Below are 22,482 nucleotides of genomic sequence, written 5' to 3'. Positions count from 1 at the left end.
CGAGCTATGAGCTATGAGAAGAAGTCCACGGTCGACAGACGACAGTCCACAGAGGGAAAGAAAGGAAGAATGGTTTCACGCAAAGGCGCTAAGATGAGAAGACGCTAAGAAAGACCGACTATAAAACAAAAGCACTCCTAAATGTGGAGTGCTTTTTTATTTAAGTTCTTTTTATTCTTTGCAGCCCTTTCTCCGCGTCTCTGCGCCTCTGCGTGAAACCCGCTACATAAAGTGTGAAGCTTTTCTCACATTTCCTTAAGGCGCTATAACCGTCCTTCGGTCAATAGTATGAGCGCTGAAATAACCAAGGGCGCCGCCTTTGATATTAGTAACAGGATTAGCAGGAGCGGCGGAATTACCGCCCCCATCGCCGCCATCGGATTGGAGCGAGTACCAGTACTTGAAGACAGCTTCATCCAATCCTTGCATTTCAACAGTTACCTGATCACCGCTATTAATGTTACGAGGGTCGTCCTTTTTGTCTACGCCAGTATCCAGTTGTACCACTATCTTTTGGCCGTCGGTAAATTCATCATTCTCCCAAAAGATCTCCGGGTCTTTGGTGCCATTTACATATTGCACAAAACGATATTGGTTGTTAGCTCCGGCATGATCGGTATAGCCTACGGTAGCAAACTGAAACTGCCCAAAGGGGCCGGGTGCTACGTATAGTGTATCTATCTTTACGGGCTGCGGCATGGTGCAGGTGGCAGTGAACACCTGGTTATTGATGGATACTGAGAGATCATAACGGTGGCCAGGAATTCCAGTAAGTGTAGTTGTTTGGTACACGCCTGGCCTTGTCTCTGTTAATACGATTTCCTGGCCATTGTCTTTTATTTTAACGGCAGCGCCACTCACCTGCTCAAAATTGTTGTCTTCATTAAAAGGCTGGGTGCGGCTTACGTATACATTACAGTTGCCGGACTCATTGGTTATTACTCCTTCTATCACATACAGCGTATCGCTTTCGTGCACGTCTATATCAATCACTTTCTCACAGGCCGTTACACCCACCAGCAGTATTAACAAAAAACTATTTACTAAAAGCTTCATCCTTAAAATTTAAAGTTGTAGGTAATAGAAGGCACAAACGTGAACAGCGAGGTTTGCACCGCTTCGGTTTTAGAAGGATCCGTTTCGCTTTCACGGAAACTGATCTGGTAAGCGTTCGCATGTCCATAGGCGTTAAACAGGCTAAAGTTCAATTCAGAAGAAAACTTCTTACCCTTCTTTAACTGTCGTGTAGCACCTAGGTCCAGTCGATGATAGTTGGGCATGCGGTAGCCGTTGCGGTCGCTGAAATAGAAGTACACTTCATTATCTAACCGGTATTTGCCGGTAGGATAAGTAACCGCATCGCCGGTATAATAGATCCAATTAGCTGACAGCGTCCACTTGTTATTCAGCTGATACATTCCTACTATAGCAATGTCATGTGTGCGGTCTTGACGCGCATTGTACCACTGTCCATTATTAATGCCTTCTATCTGGCGCTCTGTTTTGGAGAGTGTATAACTGACCCAACCGCTAAACCGGCCTGCCTTCTTTTTAAACAGCCATTCCATACCATAGGCCCTACCCTTTCCAAACAACAGTTGCGTTTCAATAGGCTCATTGGTAAATACCTGCGCGCCGTTGCGATAGTCAATTACATTTTGCATGGTCTTATAATAAGCCTCTACATTCAGTTCATAACGTGGATCATTCAATGATTTATAATACCCCAACGCTAATTGATCCGCTTTCTCTGGTTTTATGATGTTGGTACTGGCCACCCACTTATCGGTAGGTGAGGCTGATGTAGAATTAGAAACTAGGTGCAGGTTCTGCACATTGCGCGAGTAGGATAGCTTCAGCGCACTGCTGCTATTCAACTGGTAGCTGGCTGCAATGCGTGGCTCAGGATCAATATAGGTTTTCACCACTTCGCCACGGTTGTAGTGTAGCGTATCGGTGACATTTCCATCAGCATCAATATGGTAATAATCTCCTTCTCCCAAAATAGTAAAGGCAGAAAGACGCAATCCATAGGTAAGGCTCCACTTATCGGAAGCGCGCCAGGTATTACTTGCATACAGCGCGCTTTCCAGCGAGTAGCGGTCCTGCAGATCTTCGGACACCATTTCATTCTCATTACCTACAGATATCTCGCCGGGCTTAATGGTATGATAGATGGCATTAAGCCCAAAGGTGAGCGTATTGCGGGTGTTGGCATACCACTGTGCTTCTTCCTTCAGGTTCCAGTCGCGGATGCGGGAGCGTATGTGATAGTCGGTGGCTTCGGTGTTGGTAGTGATCTTATAATCGTAGTTGCTATAAATAAGCGAGGTGTTGGAGAACAGCTTTTCATTGAAAATATGATTCCAACGCAGCGTACTGGTGGTGTTGCCCCAATTAATACCGGCAATGTCTTGCTGGCTTAATACATCTCGCCCAAAATAACCCGAGAGAAAGAGCTGGTCGTTTTTACCCAACTGGAAATTCAGTTTTGTATTGAGATCGTAAAAATAAAGGCGGGCATTACGCAAGGAGGAATCGCCCAGCCAGCGTAGGAACAAGTCGGCATAGGTTCTACGGCCTGAGACCAGGAAAGAAGACTTGCCCTTTTGCAACGGTCCTTCCACCATGAGGCGTGAAGCGATCAAACCAATACCACCACTTACGTCCAGGTCCTGGTTGTTGCCCTCGTTCATTTTAATATCTACCACCGATGATAGTCGACCACCATACTGCGCCGGTTGCGCCCCTTTATAAAGCGTTACGTTTTTAATAGCGTCTGAATTGAAGGTGGAGAAGAAACCCAGTAAGTGTGATGGGTTGTACACAGGTGCTTCATCCAGCAGGATCAGGTTTTGATCGGCCGTGCCGCCACGTACATAAAAACCGCTGTTGCCTTCACCAGCGCTCTTTACACCGGGCAACAGCTGCATGGTCTTTAATACATCGCGCTCACCAAAGATCACCGGGATGTTACGCACCGATCGTACATTGATACGCTCCATACTCATTTGGGGAGACTTACGGCTTGTAGCGGTGGCACTAGCTGTAACGGTAACGGTGGCCAGCTCTTTAGATTCTTCTTCCAGGTTTAGGGAAAGCTGGCTGTCTTTTGTTAGATCAACAGCTACCTGTTTTGTTTCTAAACCCACCGCAGACAGCTGCACGGTATACTGTCCCTCGGGTAAGGTGAGGGAATAGAAACCATACTCATTGGTAGTGGTAGCTGTAGACGTATTCACAATGCTTATGGTGGCGCCAATAATAGTCTCACCTGATTTAGCGGAGCGGATAGTGCCATGCAGTGCATACTTCTTTCCGGTGCCTGTATTTGTTTCCTTACGAGATAATATGATGTTGGTACCTACCTGTCGAAACTGGAGGTGGCGGCCCGTCAGGGCTTTTTTTAAGATATCACTTACAGGTTGATCAGTAGCCTGAATAGATATGTGTGCTTCACGTTCAATGTCTTCCGCCCTGGCCTGGAAGCGAAATGGTGTGAGCGACTCAATACGCTGCATTAGGGTTTGTAAAGAAACGTCTTGCAGCCGCAGGGAGATGCGCACATCTTCCATACGCTGCGTTTTGCCTAAGAAAGGCAGTAAAAAGAAAAGACTACACAAGAATGTTCGCATAAATAGGTTCTCAACGATTTAAAACTTACTGACAGCCTTTGCCAGAAATAATAATGGTTTGTTTGTCAAGAGCAAAGTGCATATCGGTGATCTCTGTCATCAGGTCCAGTACCTTTTTCAGTGGCATAGCACTATCAAAGCTCATATAGTAACGGCACTGGCTTAAGTTGGAATTAGTAAAGTGAGCCGGCACTCCATACCAGCGCTCCAGGGCCTGCATGATCTCGCCCAGCGTTTGTCCCTGGAACTGCAGCCGACCTGCTTTCCATGCTACTGCGGCTGTTGTATCAATGGACTTCGTAATTGCTTTTCTTAATTGCCGATCCCACTCCAACTGGGTAGCAGGACTAAGCACGGCCAGCTCTTTTTCTTCAGCCGACACGCGAACCTTTCCTTTTAGTAGGGAAACTGTAGTACGGTTAGAAGAAGTATATCCAGAAATATTAAAACGTGTGCCCAGTACTGTTACCTGTACCTCGCCCGCTTCTACAGAGAAGGGATGCTCCGCATTGTGCGTTACATCAAAGAAGGCTTCGCCATCCAGTTGCAGTTGGCGGTGTTTAGAAAAGGCGCTGGCATATTTAAGTGTAGTAGCTGCGTTGAGCCACACGGTGCTACCATCAGGCAGTTGCACTTGCTTGATACGCCCGGAAGGATTGGTAATAGTAATATAGGCTACAGGTGCCGATGGCCAATAATAAAAAAGAGCAGCAGATAAAACCGCAATCAGTACGGCCGCCGCAACACGCAAGGGTGTTAACCAATAAAGGTGACCTTTCTTTGCTGGAAGTGTGTTTTGCAGCCGCTGCAACATGCGCTGTTGCACCTTCTCCTTTTCCTGTGCGTCAGTATCCGGCCATGGCACATCGCCAATGGGCGCGGCATGATACCAGTCCATCAGCTGCTGCACCTCCTTAGGAGTGGCTGTGCCATCGGCGTATTTCTGCACCAGCTCTTCTATGTATTGCTCGGTCATACTCTATAGTACCACCAGCCCTACCGATCCCTAAACAAAAAAGAATTTTATTTTTTTGACCGCCTCTTTTAAGGCGCGCAGGGCCTTGGTCATGTGGTATTCAACAGCTTTGGGGGAAAGGTCCATTTTGGTAGCAATCTCTTTTACTGACAACTCCTCTGCGCGGCTGTAAGTAAACACCAGGCGTGCTTTGTCGGGCAGTTGCTCCACCACGCCATTGAGATAATCTTGCAAGAAGCGGGCATCCAGCTTTTCCTCTACGTCGGTGGTGTGTTCCGGTATATTCATCCCCTGCTGCAGCTCGCGTCGTCGTTTATCACGTGCAATGGTTTTAAATACAGAAAACTTCACTGCGGTGGCCAGGTAGGCTTTCAGGGATTGAATGGGCAGCTCGGTTCGTCGTGCCCATAGGCTTGTGAATACTTCGTGGACGATGTCTTCAGCGGCTTGTTTCTGGTGCGTGTAATAATAGCCCAGGGCCAGCAGCTGCTCCCAATACCGGTTGTAGGCTTCGGTAAACGCAGCGGTGTCGCCTGTTTTGATTAGGCGCACCAGCTCTTCGTCGGTATGTGTGGCATACGCGCTCATGCAGACTGATACTAAGATAAACGAAAGAGAAAAGAAGCGTAGGCCGCTTGTACTATTTTGGGGAGAAGTATTGTGATTACTTAAGGATGTTTTGAACAGCTTTCCATACATAAGGGGGGACTCGCTGCGCTACAAGGCTTGACTGTGAAGGCCCTGCTTAGACCTAAACATACCTATATTTGGTAGTTAGGCAACCCAATACTACTCCAAATATGCAAGAAGAATCTCACACTAAAGTGCTTTTCCGTTATTACAGTGATGTTCTTGAAGAAGAAACCGTTGAGACAATGTGGGCATTGATAGTAGATAAGGAAAATGGACTTTATCAATTGGACTCAATTCCGTTTTATGGCCCTGATATAGCTCCAGATGATATTTTTTATGCTGAACACGACAGTGATGAGAAGATGCTTACATTTCGAGAAGTAAGGCAACGGTCAGGAAGTTCCGTTGTCCAGGTTGTATTGATGAAAGAACCTTATAAAACATCTGAGCTTAGAGAACAGTTGGCTGTTCTTGGTTGTATAACTGAAGGATTAAGTAACAGGTATTTTGTTGTTGAAATTCCTGCCGCTGTTAACTATAATCCCATTTATTCTCTTTTAAAAGCACTAATGGATGAGGGACGAATAGAGTTTGCTGAGCCTTTTATATCCTCACAGCATGCTGGATAATTTGCTACCTACAAAACTCATATTGCTGCTATACAGGCCAGGCAGTGAAGACCCCGCTTAGACCCTAAGCCTGCAAAAACATGAGTATATTTGGGAGCTAGCTGCGACTGCCTTCCACGGTCTTCAAACCCATGTGAGAAAAAATGCAAAATAACCTTGTACTGACAATGAGTGTTCTTGACGAAACAACCGAGGTCAGATACGTCATTCCTCAGAGAGGGGTTGGTGAAATTGAGGCCTTCAACGTCTGGGGCATGGAAAAGCCAGGTTTTTATGTCTTAAGGAGGCCAATAACAATCGAGGAGGATAACTTCCATTTCATTTATCAAAGTGTTTGGTTGGAGTGTTATTTCAAAAACCCTGACGGTAAAGAGCTTCTCTTTAGGTTCATCGCTAGCAATGACCATGAGACCAATTCTTTATGCATCGCTTCTGTATTGGACGGTGACAACTTAGTTCTTCCCGAATTTCGCTTTTCACTCAACGATTTTGATTTAGATAAGCTGTTTACCATAAGGCGACCTATTGTCGAACTTTATCAAATAAAAGCGGAGACAGGAAAAGAGTACATACTTCAACTAAGCAACGAATAAATGACAACGCCGCTAACACTGTGTTCCGAAAACAGCGGCTTTTGTGTAAGTGCTCAACAGCTTATCTTTAATCAACAAAGGAATAGGTAAAGGCAGTAGGAACTCAGACGACCACTGCTTCCGAAACACCTGTTCCGATATCTGCAAGTTTATAACCTCATGAGATTCTATCTTGATGAAGAAAATTCTAACAAGAATTATTCCTATGCCACTTTTGAAGAAAGCATTGGTGGTAAACCTTTTTTCATAAATAAACGAGAGATTTCATTAATAATACCTGTTATTAATCAAGGAGTTTACGACTTGAAGACTTTTAACAATGGAAGTCAAACGCCTATTTACTTTGATAAATCTTACTACTTTTTTAAAGATATTTCTGAGTATTTCGAGACGCTCTTTATTCGAGAGGATAGCATTATAAAGGGTGAGTTTAATAACAAGTTCAAGCGTGGAAGCCAGCCAGATAATCAAAAGTCGTTTTATATTGAACTTGAACGAGGCTATAATGGTAGCTTTTTTTATGGAGCTAGGTGGAGTGTAAGTGCTAGTGAGTTTGGCGTAGTAATACCAGAAAGTTCCCGCCATAGCGAAGATGAGCAACTCTTCTTCAAGCAATTTAATACTTTAAGTAGTGATGATTTAGATTTCTTGCTGAATAACAATCAAGTGGAACTGGAAAACTTTGTAAAGCAGCTTCCATAATCTGCGTACAACACGAGTGGCTGTTGCACAACTCGGAACTAAAACAGTATTTGTATGTGGTTTTTTGATTTTAGCAAGCGTAGCTTAAGCTGGTTTGTATTTGCTCTCCTCTTCGGCTGTAGAGAACCGGTAGCCAGTACAGCATAACCAGTAGCTGGCCAAGCGTTTTTTCGCCTTTGCCTTCGGCTTCCCCCATCCATTTTAGGAGTCTTTTCAAATTATAACACACGGCGGCCATCAGCAAACACTTGTTGGCCAGCTGGATGCCTCTTGTGTTCACTCGTCGCATCCCTAAAAAGTTCACCAGGGTACCAATCACCGGTTCGACGGTGGCTTGCCTAAGCCGTTTCATACGTTTGGCTTTGCGGGTTTGTAGCCGGAGATGCATCTCATCATAGAGGGGTTTGTCTACAGTGTCTTCAATCTTTTTAAAATCACTTTTACCAATACAGGTTTTTCTCAAAGGGCAGTTCCTGCAATCCAAAGAACTGCTTCTGTAGACCCGCATCTGGTACGTGCCATCATGAGAGTCCTTGATGCGTTTAAAAGGAAGCCTTACTCCCCGGGAGCATTGGTAATAATCCCCGCCGGCAAAATAGCGGAAGCCTTCCCGGGTGGGTTTATATTGCCCAAAGTTGGGGATATAGCCGGTGACACGGTACTGCTTCAGTGCTTTTAGGGCCTCCGAAGAGGAGTAGCCCGCATCGCAGAGTACTTCTTTTACTTTTAAGCCTACCGCCTTTACATTGTCAATGGTATGCCGGAGTAATGAGGGCAAACACTGCGAGTCTTTTTTACTGGCATAGTCGGCCTGTATACAAGTAATAACGTGATGGGCGGTATCGACACTGAGTTGCCCCAAATAGTTTAACTGGCGGGGCTTGCCGGGTTTGACGGCCACACGGGCATCCCCATCGGTAGTGCTGTAGTGGGTGTGGTTGGAGACAAAGCGAGCCCGCCATCCACCACTGGGCCGCCCTTTGTAGGCCTTCCGCTTCCAGCCGTGATGCCACTGCACTTGCTGGTGTTTGAAGACGGAGACGGTTTGCTTTTCTGTTTGCTCTTCGTCCTCTGCATCTTCACCGAGTTCACCTGCATAGGCTTCCCCGTCCTGCACAATTTCTTTTTCTTTTAAGGAGTCCATCGACGCATTGGCTTTGACATGCACCGAGTCCAGGGCCTGGCGTTTGCCCTTCACCATGCCTTGTTGCACACACTGGCGTAAGACCCGTTTGAAGAGTTCTTTAAAGACCTCTTCACCCAGAAGTTGACGCGTGCGGCTGATGGTAGAATGCCAGGGCAGCGGTTCGTCCAGGGAGTAACCGATAAAGTACAAAAGATCCAGGCGCAGGCTGACGGTCTGGATGATTCTTCGATCGCTTAAGAGGTTCTCGAGATAACCAATTAAAATGAGTTTGAAGAACACCACCGGGTCCAGCGATTTGTGGCCCTCACGGCCATAGTACTTTTGGGTGGCTTCATAGAGCCACTCCACATCCATGATTGCTTTTAAGCGGCGGTAGAAGTTGTCACGCGGCACCCGCTCCGAGAGGCGGAAGGAAGCAAGGCGCTTGTCTTGAAAAGGTTTCTTTCCTTGCATGGTTTAATTTACCACTTTTACAGTGGCTTTAGGAGGCTGAGTTGTGCAACAAGCACACCATATTTGTGAAATAGCTGCTTCAGCACTACCTTTCAACAACAAATCATTAATTAACTGAATTAGGTTAATGGAGCTGCTGTAACTCAGACGACAGCCACTTCACAAATACCTGTTCCATTGTGCGATATACTATAGACAACTTACTTAACCAATATTAGTTGCATAGAATTAATTCCATTTCATGAGAAAATATTTCTTCTTTTTCCTTTTCAGTTTTCTGATTGATGGATTCGTTTCGGCCCAATCACGAGAGGTTCTAACAATCAGAGAATACGGAACTAAAAACGCCGGAAATATTATCAATGAGTTCGCTGAATTTCTTTCTTTTCCAAATGTTGCAGCAAACCCTGCCGGCCAACAACAGACTGCGGCTTTCCTTATGACGATGATGAGCAAACGGGGTATTCAAAAAGTACAGCTTTTAAATGCTTCTACAGCAGGCGCACCGCCGGCTGTATATGGTGAAGTAATCGTTCCCGGAGCAAAACAAACCCTTATCTTTTATGCTCATTACGACGGGCAGCCTGTTAATCCTGCTCAATGGGCTAAAGGGCTTGATCCGTTTCAGCCAAAGTTGTTTTCAAAAGCTATAGATAAAGGGGGACTCCCTATTCCTTTTCCTACAGATGGAAGCTATACTAACGACTGGAGGATCTATGCTCGCGGTGCTGCTGATGACAAGGCAGGAGTTGATGCCATTTTGAATGCGTATGATGCCATCCGGAAAAGCAAGTTGACTCCAGGCTGTAATCTTAAGTTTTTCTTTGAAGGAGAAGAGGAAGCAGGCTCTCCACATCTAAATGAAATACTGGAGAAGTACCGGTCGTTACTCCAGTCCGACCTATGGATCATTTGTGACGGCCCCGTTCATCAATCGGGGAAAAAACAAATTGTATTCGGTGTTCGCGGTGATACACATCTTGACCTTACGGTGTATGCTTCAAAGAGGCCACTACATAGCGGCCATTATGGCAACTGGGCCCCCAACCCCGCCATGATGCTGGCAAAATTGTTAGCCTCTATGAAAGATGAAAACGGAAGAGTGACAATTAAAGGATTTTATGATGATGTAATTCCTTTGTCCCCTTCTGAAAGGAAAGCGTTGGAAGAAGTGCCTTCAGTGGATACACAAATGGAAAAAGAACTGGGAATAAGTGCCGTTGAAATGCAGGGCGTAACATTAAGTGAGGCCATCAACCAGCCTTCGTTGAACATCAACGGCATGCAAAGTGGCAATGTAGGAAAGATGGCATCTAATCAAATTCCGACCTTTGCCACCGCAGTTCTTGATTTAAGGTTGGTATTAGGTAACGATTGGAAAAGGCAGCAACAAAAAGTAATCGATCACATAAAAGCACAGGGTTACTACATAACGGATAGTGAGCCTACCGATAACGAAAGAGAAAAATATGCAAAGATCATAAAAGTAATACCCGGGCAGGACGGCATCAATGCGCAGCGTACCTCCATGGATCTGCCTATTATACAAAAAGTTATTGCAGCCGTTAAAGCCACATCCAAAGAACAAATTGTACTACAGCCAACGATGGGAGGCAGTCTTCCTTTATTCTTATTTGAAAAATACCTGAATGCCAAAACCGTAACGGTTCCCATTGCCAACCACGATAACAATCAGCACGCTGAAAATGAAAATATTCGTATTGGTAATTTGTTTGATGGAATAGAAACCATGGCATCGCTGATGCTGATTAAATAATTATGGTATATCTCTTCGGTACTAGCCGTGTCTCCTATAGGAAGGCTTTGTGAGTAAGCAGGGAGACGGTGCTGCTGCAAACGCCGTGTCCCCTGCACAATAGCCCGGCAAAGGAGACACGGCTAGGACTGAACTTATTTACAATTGCGCAATACGCCTCTATTATGTCGTAAATCCACCCTTAAAATTGTAAAGTTAGCATCATCTTTACCTATAATTTAGCTATCAAACTAACTAAAGCAAAATCATGAATACCGACAACTCCATAAAACTGGATATTTATATTAACTACGCGGGACGTTGCAAAGAAGCTTTCCAGTTTTACGAGCAGCATCTTGGTGGAAAGATAACTATGATGGCTACGCACCAGCAACCGCCTGCCCACTTTCCGACAGAATGGAAGGACCCCATTCTTCATGCCATGATAGAAATAGGTGGTGTTATTGTCAGAGGGGCCGACATTCCCAATGCCGAGCCTATGCGTAGCGCCTACCTGACCCTTAGATTTGATACGCCAGAAAAAGCAGAACAAATTTATAATCTGCTTTCTAGCGAAGGTGAAATCTTTATGAAGATGGAGAAAACTTTTTTTGCCAATCGCTTTGCCATGCTTCGTGATAAATTTGGTACTTCCTGGATGCTTCTTAATGAAAATTAAAATGGCAGCACAATAGCATACATAGAGAAAACAAGAAATAAAAACCAAAGCTAAAACCTGTTTATGCCACTATTGCTTTTAGGAGTGAGATCAAATGTTGAATGGATACAGGACATTGCCAATGTTCCAATCGTTGGCAAAGCCTTTTTATTTCTACTCATATTTATTCCAGCAGTTTTGCTATCATTTCTTGCACATACTGTAATTCCTGGACTTCACGATGATGAGGGGTTTACAAAAGCGATGCTCCTTTTATTGCCAAGCTGTAATTTGTTTATGTGGCAGATCAGAATAAGACTTTATTGCTTTCTCCTTCCTTCCTGGATTTTCTTTGGAGTCATTGCTATTATTAAAACAATATTATTAATAGCAGGAATTGATAATGGACAATAGTGGACTCAATATGCATAACATCATCACTCTAAAGTTAAGTTTAAGTCATAAGCTAGAAACATATCTTATAGGACAAGCGGGGTCTCCCTATGCTACACAGCCAGGCGGTGAAGTCCCCGCTTAGACCTAAAACCAAAGGTTGATTAACCCCTTTCCAATTTCTTTTTCCGTTTTACCGGCGAGACTCGGCATTGCCTAGTATATTGGTGTAACCAGTAGGGAAACGTTAGCCTTCTAGAAAGGCCGCGGAGCCTATGCCACAGCATATAAGCCAGGAAGTAAGACTTCGCAGGGAATGCAGGCTCCAAATACCCTTTTCCGTTAGTAGTTCATGCACTTTCTCTTTCGTCACAAAAAACAGGTGTTTAATCACAATTAGAATCTTGGCCTTATTCAAAGGGCCATCTTTACAGCATCACCGTTTCCATTTCAAAATAGAGCAAAAGATCTTACAGATACTACACGTAAAGTGCACAAAGCAATTTTAAACACCTAACATGAAATACAAATCATTTGCACAATTAACAAAGTCTCCTATGAAAAAAAACTCCTGGCTCTTATTCCTCGTATTTATAGCATCACACTTATCTGCCCAACGCCCGCAGGATAAAATGGACACCTTGCTCACTGCCTATGCAAAAGATCACCAATTCAATGGTACTGTGCTTGTGGCCCAAAAAGGTACTGTCATTTACCAAAAAGGTTTTGGGTATAAAGATGCCGCGCAAAAACTGCCGGTTGATGTTAATACCATCTTCCAGATTGGCTCCATCACCAAACAATTTACCGCTGCCGTAATCATGCAATTACAACAAGAAGGTAAATTGTCCGTAACCGATAAACTCAGTAAATACTTTACAGGTTTTACCAATGGCGATAAGATAACGATTGAGCACTTGCTTACCCATACATCTGGTATTTACAACTACACCAACGATACCGTAAGAGCAAAGGAAGACCCCACCCAACCACATTCCCAAGCTGAAATGGTAGCGCTGATTAAAAGATATCCTGCCGATTTTGAACCGGGAACCAATTTTAACTACAGCAACTCGGGCTACTCCATGCTGGGTTACATCATCGAAAAGGTTACCCAAAAACCCTATGAGTTAGTAGTGAGAGAACGCATTTTGCAGCCGCTCCATATGACCAATAGTGGATTTGATTTTACACACCTGGCATCTTCGGCTAAGGCCAAAGGATACTTTAGTGTTACGGGAGAGAAAATCAATTCTGCACCAATAGTAGATTCTACGATTGCTTATGCTGCAGGGGCACTATATTCTACCATAAATGACTTGCATAAATGGGAAAGAGCCATTTATACCAATCAAATACTTCAACCGGCGTCCTGGAAAGCGGTGTTTACGCCCTATAAACGAAAGTATGGTTATGGCTGGACCATCGATTCTACCCATGGAAGGTTAACCACTGCACATGGAGGCAGTATTCCGGGCTTTACATCCTACCTGCTACGTTTTCCACAGGAGGAGTTAGTGGTGATCGTATTGGATAATACATCAAGTGCCAACCTGACCAAAATATCCCGCAGCCTGGCCGCTATTGTACTGAATGAGCCGTATGAAATTCCTGGTCCCAAGAAAGAAATCAAAGTAGATGAGGTCGTTCTGAAACAATATATTGGACAGTATCAGATTGCGCCAACGTTTAGCATTGCTATCAGCGTTCGCGATAAGCGATTATTTGCCCAGGTAACGAATCAGCCAGAGTTTGAACTATTTGCAGAAAAAGAAACTAAGTACTTCTTAAAAATTAATGATGCTACAGTAGAATTTGTTAAGGACACAAACGGCAACGTGACTGAATTGATTCTTTCCCAAAATGGAAGACAAGCAAGAGGAAAGAAAATTAAGTAAATAGCAAAAGTTCTTAAAGTGCAGGAAGTATTACTTTCTGCACTTTTTTATTTCGGTTCTAGCTGTGTCTTCTACGGGTGGGGCTTGCGCAAAAGCAGGGCATGGCGCCATTGTAAACGCCGTGTCCCTTGCCCTACACAATAGCCTAGGCTGGAACTGAACTAAGTAACGGTAGACAACAACAGAGTGCTGTCTAGGCTTCAGTTGTTGGTCAAAAGACACAACAACGGCTAGCGCGCATGGAAGGCCGACAATATTAACCATACTGTGATGCTAATTATACCTTTTTGTAATTGCATACATACTGGATAGACTACAATAATCTTAAAGATTATTGTAGTCTGCACAGCACTACCTGAGCCGAAGGACTAGCCTTATCTGTGTTCTGGGCATTACCAAGAAACACTGAAAACCAAACGGAAACAAACAAAAACCTAGCTACCTTCATTAACGCATAGATGAATAACACTAGCTTTCTACCATGAAAAGACTTTTGCTAACCTCTTTGATTTGCCTGGCTTATGTAGTAGGGTTCAGCCAATCAAAGGATAACCCACTAAATGATATTAGCACTGTAAAACAGGCTAAGAAGTTTGTAGCAAAGAATCCTGAAGTGGCACAGCTATTAGAGATGTCGTCTGATAAAGATACCACTGACATTGCACGAGCTCTTTATGATAAAAAACAGGGGGAGACCTTTCGGATAGAAGGTTACGACTATAAGGTGCTGGACAAAACTTCTTACCCTGAGTTCAGAGTGAATTATATTTTTTTAGATGGCAGCCAATTATCTACCAAAACCATTGACAGCGCACGGAATGTAATTATCCACCAATACAAAAACGGAACACCCTTTTCTCAGCTTGTTAACGCTTACACCATGGATGCCACTCCAAACGGCGATGTAGGTTGGTTCAAAGAAAACGTCATGGCCGCAGCATTTGAACAGGCCGTAAAGCAGCATAAACGAAACGACATTTTCACCGTAGATATACCTGACAGCAAATGGTACTTTGTTATCCTTAAAACATTTGATGACCGGATAACCACGCGACTAACTGTACTTAAAATAAAAGCAGGCACATAAATGATGCTATTTCTTAACTTACCAAAGGAACAAGAGAAAGAAACATACTTTGTTCCTATAAACAGTTGTTGTAAAGCGAAAAACGCATTGGATCATTATTATGTACTAGTGAAGGATCTTACCTATGGCTTTGATATAGTCAGCATTATACGTAATGTCGTCGTGCCCTTGTCTGTTCAGTGTTATTAACGTGTCGGCTGCTTTCATTTCTGCTTTTAGTTTTAGCGATGAGCCATAGTAAATCACGTCGTCCTGGTTGCCATGGAAAACCACTACCGGCATTTTGCACCTTTTAACGTATTCATTTGTGGCAAACTTGTACTTCAACAAAAAGTTGGGAATAATTGGATAGATGTGGTGCAACATATCAGTCATACTGTAATAGGGTGCCTGCAATATCAATAGTTTAGGTGTGTTTGTAGCAGCCAGCCAAGCAGCAGGGCCAGAACCAATAGAATAGCCTAGAACAACTATCTTTTCTTCCGCATATCTTTTCTTCATGTTGTTGTATGCTGATTGTATATCATCAAAAAGTTCTGCCTGACTGGAAATGGAACCTTCACTTTTTCCAAAACCTGGATAGTCCAGAATGAAAACATCGTAGTGTAGATTGTTATATCGCTTAGCCATATCACCCCAATGGTTAACCGAGCCACTATTACCATGTAAATAAAACACCAAGCCTTTGGGGCTATCTGCTTTAAATAATAAGCCGTTTAGCAGTGCGCCTTGCTTTGTGGCAACATTTATCTCCTCAAATGGTTGTTGAAATGAAAACCGATAGCCCTTATCTAACTTATCGGGCATGAAAAGCAGTTTTTCCTGGTAGTAATAAAGCACCGTGCAACTAAGCACATATGCTATAAACAACCCCATCAATGTACTGATTAGGATCTTTTTCATTGTTAGCGGGATATAGAATTACAAAATATAGAGTAGGAGTTTATGAAGGGTGGGAGTAAATGTTACAGCCTCCAAAGGTAGATGTCGTTAAATAAGGTCCAAAACAGAAAGATAGTAGACAACTGTGATTATACAAGTATGATATGTTGTACTTTTTTGTTCAGAAAAGTAAGCAGGAGCAGAGGAAAGGAGAAAGAGAATATTGAACAAGGAACAAGGAATGAAGAATGAAGAAGGAAGGGAATGTTCAAGGTACAAGGCACAAGATACAAGGTACAGGGAAAGAAAGGACTTGCTCTACAGGGGCTGGTTTTGTATCTTTAGGGTCTTCTCTTTTAGGGCATCCACAGCCCCTCTTATTACACATTTCTTTACTATTTCTTATGAGTTTATAACGGTGCATAGATAGCCTGATACGGGGCTAGATACGGGTGAGGTACGCCCGAGGTAGGGGTGAGGTACGGGTAAGATACGGGTGAACCTAGAGGCTACCATGACGTTACTATGGCTTTACATAGGCTTTACTATGAAGGAGCCATAAAGAAACGTAGGTAGTAGGTAGTAGCAGAGGAGGATGTCTGAACCAGGATTTGGGGAGATTTAGGGATTAGGATGATTATAGCCAACTAATATGAAACTTATTAGCCATGTGTGATAAGCTGAATGCTTCATAGTAAAGAAAATAAAGCCGAAGTGAAGGCCGTCCAGCCATAGAAACCTAATTACCACTTACAAAAGCAGCATCTCCCTTTACAGTGCTCACGCATTATGGTCCCCGTAAATAGTAAATGACATCTACACAACTGACCGTATTTAAAGCAAATACTACTAGAACATAGTAAGGAACTTTTCTTCCATAGCAACATCCACCAACTTGCACAACATTATAAGTATTTGCAGAATTAGCGGCTGGTTTTTTTGCTACATCTTGTTCGTTTTGCAACTTGCAAAATGACCGCAAAATGTGAATGCTGTCCTACGCTCCGTCTACCCTTCTAGGCTAAAAGAAAGCGCCTTATGATCTGCTTTGTTAACAGCCAAGAATGCTTACTATCAAATGCACAACCGCTTTAAAATAGGGTAATAAGCATTGGCTAAATAGGTAGCCATGAGAAAAATTAGTTTCTACATCCTTATTGCTTTTACACTTCAACAGGTATTAGCAGCCTGCGGCAATACCGATCATAAGCAGAACAATAGCACTGCTAAAAGTGAACTGCAAGAGAGTAGCTCACATGCTGCTGAAGTAAGAAAAAAAGTATTGACCGCCGCTAATCAACAAGAGCTCACACCTGAAAAGATCATTCAAGAGTTACAAGATGGTAATCAGAAATACCAGCATAATCAATTGACGCTAAAAGACGACACTGCCATGATGCGCGAGACCGCAGAAGGCCAGTATCCCGAAGCCTTTGTACTTTCCTGCATCGACAGCCGGATACCAGTGGAAGCTGTTTTTGACAAAGGCATTGGTGATGTATTTGTAGGTCGTGTAGCAGGCAATATTATTGACGAAGACATTTTGGGCAGCATGGAATATGCCTGTAAGGTAGCTGGCTCCAAACTTATAGTGGTATTGGGTCATGAAGCTTGTGGAGCGGTGAAAGCCGCCATTGACGGAGAGAAACTCGGTAACATTACCACACTGCTTGCTCATATTCAACCCGCCATACAGGAAACGAAGCAAGTACAAGGTGAGCATACAACTAAAAATTCAGCGTTTGTAGAAGCTGTTGTAAAAGAAAATGTGCGCAACTCTATTGAGGTCATCCGAGCAAAAAGTCCCGTGCTTAAGGAAATGATTGATAAGGGTGAGATCAAAATTATAGGCGGCTATTACAGTTTACATAATGGAGCGGTGAGCTTTTTCAATGAGTAGGGCAAGAGACACCAGTTTTCACTACTGCGCCTTTGTTGATGACAGTTGGCAGAGGACAGTTGGCAGTTCGATGCTACCATCTGTCCTCTACCAACTACCAACTTAATACTTCCTACTTTATTGAAATGGTATTATACTTAAGAACTAAAGACCAACCTTTCTAATACAAGCCCAGCACCTTAAACCAGGCACCGCCGACCACCATCCAGTTCAATATAAAAAAGATACTTAAGACAGCTCCTACGGTCCACCATTCTTTTACCGTAACATAGCCACTACCAAACAATACCGGCGCCGGTCCATGACCATAGTGCGTAAGTGTTCCAAACACTGAACCAATAAAACCTAACATGTATGCCAGTAAGTAAGGCGGTATACCTAACGAAACGCCCACTCCTAATAAGGCTGCATACATAGCTGCCACATGGGCTGTAGCAGAAGCAAACATGTAATGACTGTAGAAATAAACAACGATAATAATGGGAAAGGCAGCCAGCCACGAAAGGGAGGCTATGTAACCCTTGATCCAGTTGCTAAACCAGCCAATAAAGCCCAGCGTGTTGAGGTTACTGGCCATCATTACCAAGGCGGCAAACCAGACCATGGTGTCCCAGGCTGCTTTTTCGCTTTTCACATCTTCCCAGTTCAACACACTGCCAAGCAATAAAATGCTTAAGCCTATAAAGGCTGTGGTAGTGGCATCAATACCAAACAGGCCGCCAAGGATCCATAGGAATAACAGGATAAAAAAAGTGGCGACCATAAACCATTCATTCTTGCTTATTGGGCCCATTTCCTTTAAACTCTCGTTTACAATAACAAGTGCTTGTTTTGTATCCTTCAATGTAGGCGGCAACACTTTTCGGATAATCAAGGGCGTTACAATCAAAGCCACCAACCCTGGTACCATTGCAGCCATGGCCCAGGAGCCCCAAGTGATGTTGATTCCCAGATCGGCAGCAAACCGCTGACAAAGGGGGTTGCTGGCTGTGGCGGTTAAAAACATAGTGGATGTAATGATGTTGGCATTGTAAGCACTAAGCGTCAGAAAGGCTGCAATCTTCTTCCTGGATGCATCATTGGCAGGATCGGTGTCAAACATTCCTGCTATGGACTTAATAATGGGATAAATGATACCGCCTGACCGGGCTGTATTGCTGGGGATGGCAGGGGCCAGTACCAGTTCCGAAATGCTCAGACTGTAAGCCAGACCGAGTGGAGTTTTACCCATTGCCTTAATAAACCAACAGGCAATACGGGTACCCAAACCCGTTTTGATAAAGCCGCGCGCAATAAAAAATGACATGACGATCAGCCAAATGAGACTATTACCAAAACCGCTTAAGGTTTTAGTGATTGCCATTACCGGATTTGGATCCAGCACCCGGGTTAAAGCCACCAGGGCCATAGCTACTACGGACATAGTGCCCATACTGGCTGCCTTTGTGATAATGCCCACAATGGTAGCTAAAAAGATGGCCAGCAGGTGCCAGGCATTTTGCGTAACGCCTTCTGGTGGGGAGATAAACCAAAGGATCAATCCAAATATAACTGTGGCTATTAAGGATTTGTAACTGATCTCTTTGGCAGGCTTTGTAACGGTTGACTTGATCGTTCCTTCACCTGCAATTGCACTGGTGGCTTGCGTAGTAGTGGATTGCGTCATGGTAGTTAGTATTAGGCCGGTTGGCTCTGCTGCTATTGCAGAGTAAAGGCGGCTACCATTTTCATAAACTGCGGCGAGCGATCTGATAGGAGGGATAGAACGTGTGGCTAAGTTACAATCATTACCAGAATAGTGCTCCTCCCACCCTTGAGGAACTAACCAAACATTGCCAAGTTAATTTTGTAAATTTAAGAAGCTGTTTGAATTACTTATTTGATATTGCTTATGGTGTCTTTTGGGCTGCAACTTCGTCGGATTTTTCGCCTTAGGCGTTTGGACTATGGCTACAAAATCCTCCTCGTTTCGCTCCAAAATACCCTCATCATCAATTCTAAACAACTAACTCAAACAGCTTCTAAGTACATGCGTTGTTGTTCGTCCAGTAAACAGGAGTGCCCAAGAAAACCATCCTTTACTGTTAAAAGCAATGATCATGAAACCATCTACACTGCGCTACTTAGCCCTCTGTTTAGTAGTATTCATTTCGGCTTGTGAAAGCCGCACCACTCAAACGAAAATTGCCGGCACAAGCGATACGAACAAGAAAGAGACTTTTCCATTAAGTAATCTGGTCAATGAACAAAAAACAGCACCAGATTCGGCAATGATCAAGCTCCATGCGCAACACCACCCTTACAAAGTTTTGGAAAGACGCACTGTTCCGGGTCCATTCACACCAGCCGGCATGAAGCATTTCTCCGATTATGCGGTAACGTTAGACAAGATGCCAACCATTAATCCTGGCCCGGGTGAATATGTACATGTTATGGAAGGGCAACGTTTTGGGTATCAAAACCTTACCATAGGTATTACGGAAACTTTTCCGGGCGGCTACCCTCCTATGCATACGCATGAAGGCGAGGAATCGCATGTATTGATGGATGGCGAGATCATGTATGCCTTGGGCGATACATTGTTTACCATTAAAGGCCCTTATATGGTTAACATTCCACCGATGATGCCACATGCATTTAAAAACATTGGCACCAAGACTGCCAACCTGGTGGTTATTTTCCCAACCAATGTGTGGAAGTATGATGTGGTGGATTATTTTCCATTTGAAAAAAAGAATCAATAAATCCGAAGGGTTAAATTCCAGCTATCTAAATCCAAATCCCAATAGAATAACAACCCTCTGCTTATTCATGTACCTGGCAGGCTTCTAACACGTTGCCATCGGGGTCGTAGAAGAAGAAGTATTTTACGTGATCATCTTGAATGGGTGCACCAGCTTCTACTCCCCTACTTAATAGTTCTTGACGAAGAGCTTCAGCATCCGGTGTTCGGAAGATGGGATAAGAGGCTGTTTCACGGTTAACCATTACCGATTGATCAGTTTGCCACAGCGTTAAGCTGGTAGGGCTTTTGGTATCCAGAACAACGAGCTTCATTTTAGGATCATCCCAAATGGATGATAGTCCTAGTTTATTTATATACCAGTCTTTAGAAACTTCAATGTTGGAGACACGTACAATGACGGTGTCGATGCCTTGCAGTAGGGGTAGATCCATTCTATTCATTATTTCCGATTATGCTTTTAACAATTATGAATGTAAACCTTCCTGACTATCTAATTCCGGATTGGCAATTATTCTTGCCATTTGTTCTACAACGCCTCTTTTCTTTGCAACACTATTTGCCCACAAGATACCTAAAACAAGTCCAACGAATGTTGTAAGAATGGCTACTATCAAACCAACTGTATCTGTCCGGTACGCATAAATAAAGAAACCTGCAATTCCGCCTATTACCAATGGAGCAGCAGCAATTTGTAGCCAAGCCAAGGCTTTGGGAATTGATTCAAGTATCTTGAACATTAGCAAGTTGTTTTATGTGAATATAGACACAAGCTGATTAATTATGCTGCTACTGTTTAATTGGGTCTTCATTGTTTGGATAGTTCCAAATTGGATAAGTGGTGATTAGTCTGCTAGGGCTTGTTATCCTTCTCCATGTATCTTTTCAACTAGTATTCGGTGTGTGAGGCACGCGCTGAAAGAATTATAAATTCCTTATCCAAAATAAGATCCTGGAACAGGGCTTTCGATCATAAGATTGTAGCGCTTGTTACCTGACAATGTACCAATACCTTTTAGATAGTCTTTATGGGCCAGATAAAATTCTAGGTGCTCATTACTATTGTCTGATGATGGCTCTATGTTGAAAATATCAGTAGCTATTTCTTCTTCTGAACGATCGTCAGGTGGGATGCTTTCAACAGCGCCGCTTTCCGTATCTGTAACGCGCATGCCACCACCATTCCAGGGAAAGCTATAGCTCTGTGTCATAAAGCCAATGATGTCGGGACTGATCATTGTGCTTGCCAACCAATTGTGGTTTGCCGCGAAAAGAATTTGCCCGCTGTTGACAGTGCTTAGTTCTTCATAGGCATCGAAATAAGAACTGTTGGCTGCCACAATCAACGCCTGGTGATTAACTTCTTCTGGATCATAAAAACTAAAACCAATACCTAACTCTTTTGCTAACACCCTTCCTATAATTTCAGAATCTCTTCCGGGCAGTGAAACAATAGACTGAATGGAAATAGAAAGCTTATTTACAAATTGTTTGAACTTACTGGCAAGCATCTTAATTGACTCCATGGAGCCCCAGCTAGCCACATAGCGGCCACCTGCTACATAGTCTTCACTATCTTCAAAATAGTCAAGCACCACACTGCCATATTGTATGTATTGCCAATCGCGAATATGTGTTTGAATAGTTGGAATGGTGTTGTATCGCTGTACCGTCTCTTGCAACTCCTCTATTTTCATTTTGGCAACAGCCACTCGCTCCTGGTCTGGCTGTTCTTGTAAAAAAGCCATTAGATCATTTACAAACTCCTGAACTCCATCCATTTTCTGGTTAAGGATCTTACACTTATTTAGAAAATACAAACCCCAGAAGTCATTCGGTGGATTATTGGTAAGTACTTCCAAGGCCTTGCTTACATTAAATCGCCTGGCATAGCAAAGCGCAAGATCGTGAGGCAATTCTTCATTCTTTGGATCGAGTAGCAATGCCTTTTCATAAAAGACCTGAGCCAAGTCGTAGTGTTCAATGCTGGAATAAGTCTTGCCTAAATCGTAATATGCTTTTGCATCATTTTGATTACTGCAGACAGCTTCAAACAGTTTTTGTTCGTCTACTGCACCAATTGCGCCCATACAATCCGTTGCTAACTGAAACAGCGGCATATAGTTCACATCTTTTCTAAATCCCCATGCTAGTGCTTGCAAGCATTCGTGATACTCGTTATTATCTAAGTGCTCCTTAGCGCTTTGCCATTCTTCTTTAGCTGGTGAGTTGTCGGATTGATCATTGAAACGGTTAAATAGTGCCATGATTGAGTAGTATGTTAGTTATTGATGTACAAAATTGCTATCAATGAACAGTGACTGTCCAAAAATACAACTCACCAATTACATATGGGTTTGTGGCTAGCCTCTTTGAAGGAGGTGGCTATTTTTAATA

20 protein-coding genes are annotated in these 22,482 nt (G+C 43.5%); 10 read left to right on the top strand and 10 right to left on the bottom strand.

The annotated features are described in order from the left end of the window. Window positions 1-255: 255 nt before the first annotated feature. The 4 genes from SY85_RS18160 to SY85_RS18145 are packed head-to-tail and all read right to left on the bottom strand — an operon-like array spanning window position 256 to window position 5,199. Entirely contained in the window at window positions 256-1,056 is an 801-nt protein-coding gene (locus SY85_RS18160; protein ID WP_066406293.1) for a DUF4249 domain-containing protein, read from the bottom strand. Window positions 1,057-1,058: 2 nt separating this feature from the next. After that, the gene (locus SY85_RS18155) at window positions 1,059-3,635 is read right to left on the bottom strand and encodes a TonB-dependent receptor (protein WP_226998885.1); all 2,577 of its coding nucleotides are present in this window, start codon (window positions 3,633-3,635) and stop codon (window positions 1,059-1,061) included. 25 nt (window positions 3,636-3,660) lie between these two features. After that, window positions 3,661-4,611 (bottom strand): FecR family protein, encoded by a 951-nt coding sequence (locus SY85_RS18150; protein WP_066406292.1) that lies wholly within the window; start codon window positions 4,609-4,611, stop codon window positions 3,661-3,663. 30 nt (window positions 4,612-4,641) lie between these two features. Further along, the gene (locus SY85_RS18145) at window positions 4,642-5,199 is read right to left on the bottom strand and encodes an RNA polymerase sigma factor (RefSeq protein WP_066409961.1); all 558 of its coding nucleotides are present in this window, start codon (window positions 5,197-5,199) and stop codon (window positions 4,642-4,644) included. A 212-nt stretch (window positions 5,200-5,411) separates the two neighbouring features. Here SY85_RS18145 and SY85_RS18140 point away from each other — a divergent pair, with 212 nt between their 5' ends. The 3 genes from SY85_RS18140 (at window position 5,412) to SY85_RS18130 (ending at window position 7,168) form a co-directional block, all read left to right on the top strand. Further along, the gene (locus SY85_RS18140) at window positions 5,412-5,873 is read left to right on the top strand and encodes a DUF4265 domain-containing protein (protein WP_066406290.1); all 462 of its coding nucleotides are present in this window, start codon (window positions 5,412-5,414) and stop codon (window positions 5,871-5,873) included. A 143-nt stretch (window positions 5,874-6,016) separates the two neighbouring features. Further along, on the top strand, window positions 6,017-6,466 hold the full coding sequence (locus tag SY85_RS18135; RefSeq protein ID WP_066406289.1) for a hypothetical protein: 450 nt from the start codon (window positions 6,017-6,019) through the stop codon (window positions 6,464-6,466). A 159-nt stretch (window positions 6,467-6,625) separates the two neighbouring features. Continuing rightward, complete coding sequence (locus tag SY85_RS18130; protein WP_066406288.1) at window positions 6,626-7,168, top strand: hypothetical protein; 543 nt, start codon at window positions 6,626-6,628, stop codon at window positions 7,166-7,168. 70 nt (window positions 7,169-7,238) lie between these two features. Here SY85_RS18130 and SY85_RS18125 read toward each other — a convergent pair whose 3' ends face one another. Next, window positions 7,239-8,768 (bottom strand): IS1182 family transposase, encoded by a 1,530-nt coding sequence (locus SY85_RS18125; RefSeq protein WP_066402099.1) that lies wholly within the window; start codon window positions 8,766-8,768, stop codon window positions 7,239-7,241. A gap of 241 nt (window positions 8,769-9,009) precedes the next feature. On the opposite strand from SY85_RS18125, the gene SY85_RS18120 reads away from it, so the two are divergent. The 5 genes from SY85_RS18120 to SY85_RS18095 all read left to right on the top strand — a co-directional run bounded on the left by SY85_RS18120 (window position 9,010) and on the right by SY85_RS18095 (window position 14,560). Then, window positions 9,010-10,545: a M20/M25/M40 family metallo-hydrolase gene (locus SY85_RS18120; protein ID WP_066406287.1), complete on the top strand. Its 1,536-nt coding sequence runs from the start codon at window positions 9,010-9,012 to the stop codon at window positions 10,543-10,545. Window positions 10,546-10,792: 247 nt separating this feature from the next. Further along, window positions 10,793-11,203 carry a VOC family protein gene (locus SY85_RS18115; protein WP_082886578.1) on the top strand — a complete coding sequence of 137 codons (411 nt, stop codon included), beginning with the start codon at window positions 10,793-10,795 and terminating at the stop codon, window positions 11,201-11,203. Between the two features lie 63 nt (window positions 11,204-11,266). Next, window positions 11,267-11,596, top strand: coding sequence for a hypothetical protein (locus SY85_RS18110; RefSeq protein ID WP_066406286.1), 330 nt, complete (start codon window positions 11,267-11,269; stop codon window positions 11,594-11,596). 497 nt (window positions 11,597-12,093) lie between these two features. Continuing rightward, window positions 12,094-13,473 carry a serine hydrolase gene (locus SY85_RS18105; RefSeq protein ID WP_066406285.1) on the top strand — a complete coding sequence of 460 codons (1,380 nt, stop codon included), beginning with the start codon at window positions 12,094-12,096 and terminating at the stop codon, window positions 13,471-13,473. A 481-nt stretch (window positions 13,474-13,954) separates the two neighbouring features. Then, window positions 13,955-14,560, top strand: a complete 606-nt coding sequence (locus SY85_RS18095) for a peptidylprolyl isomerase (protein WP_066406280.1) — start codon at window positions 13,955-13,957, stop codon at window positions 14,558-14,560. A 105-nt stretch (window positions 14,561-14,665) separates the two neighbouring features. On the opposite strand, the gene SY85_RS18090 is transcribed toward SY85_RS18095, so the two are convergent. Then, on the bottom strand, window positions 14,666-15,463 hold the full coding sequence (locus tag SY85_RS18090) for an alpha/beta hydrolase (RefSeq protein WP_066406279.1): 798 nt from the start codon (window positions 15,461-15,463) through the stop codon (window positions 14,666-14,668). Between the two features lie 1,108 nt (window positions 15,464-16,571). Here SY85_RS18090 and SY85_RS18085 point away from each other — a divergent pair. After that, the gene (locus SY85_RS18085; RefSeq protein ID WP_066406278.1) at window positions 16,572-17,342 is read left to right on the top strand and encodes a carbonic anhydrase family protein; all 771 of its coding nucleotides are present in this window, start codon (window positions 16,572-16,574) and stop codon (window positions 17,340-17,342) included. A 160-nt stretch (window positions 17,343-17,502) separates the two neighbouring features. Here SY85_RS18085 and SY85_RS18080 read toward each other — a convergent pair whose 3' ends face one another. After that, window positions 17,503-19,008, bottom strand: a complete 1,506-nt coding sequence (locus tag SY85_RS18080) for an anion permease (protein WP_082886576.1) — start codon at window positions 19,006-19,008, stop codon at window positions 17,503-17,505. 433 nt (window positions 19,009-19,441) lie between these two features. Between SY85_RS18080 and SY85_RS18075 the strand changes: the two genes are divergently transcribed. Further along, the gene (locus SY85_RS18075; protein ID WP_066406277.1) at window positions 19,442-20,086 is read left to right on the top strand and encodes a cupin domain-containing protein; all 645 of its coding nucleotides are present in this window, start codon (window positions 19,442-19,444) and stop codon (window positions 20,084-20,086) included. Between the two features lie 61 nt (window positions 20,087-20,147). On the opposite strand, the gene SY85_RS18070 is transcribed toward SY85_RS18075, so the two are convergent. The 3 genes from SY85_RS18070 to SY85_RS18060 all read right to left on the bottom strand — a co-directional run bounded on the left by SY85_RS18070 (window position 20,148) and on the right by SY85_RS18060 (window position 22,352). Beyond that, window positions 20,148-20,528: a VOC family protein gene (locus tag SY85_RS18070; RefSeq protein WP_226998883.1), complete on the bottom strand. Its 381-nt coding sequence runs from the start codon at window positions 20,526-20,528 to the stop codon at window positions 20,148-20,150. A 24-nt stretch (window positions 20,529-20,552) separates the two neighbouring features. Further along, window positions 20,553-20,825, bottom strand: coding sequence for a hypothetical protein (locus tag SY85_RS18065; RefSeq protein ID WP_066406274.1), 273 nt, complete (start codon window positions 20,823-20,825; stop codon window positions 20,553-20,555). A gap of 195 nt (window positions 20,826-21,020) precedes the next feature. Further along, on the bottom strand, window positions 21,021-22,352 hold the full coding sequence (locus tag SY85_RS18060) for a tetratricopeptide repeat protein (RefSeq protein ID WP_066406273.1): 1,332 nt from the start codon (window positions 22,350-22,352) through the stop codon (window positions 21,021-21,023). Between the last annotated feature and the right edge of the window lie 130 nt (window positions 22,353-22,482).

Source organism: Flavisolibacter tropicus (genome assembly GCF_001644645.1).
Taxonomy (GTDB): Bacteria; Bacteroidota; Bacteroidia; order Chitinophagales; family Chitinophagaceae; genus Flavisolibacter; species Flavisolibacter tropicus.
The sequence above is the reverse complement of the archived record's forward strand: the minus strand, read 5'-3'. Positions and strand labels throughout refer to the sequence as shown.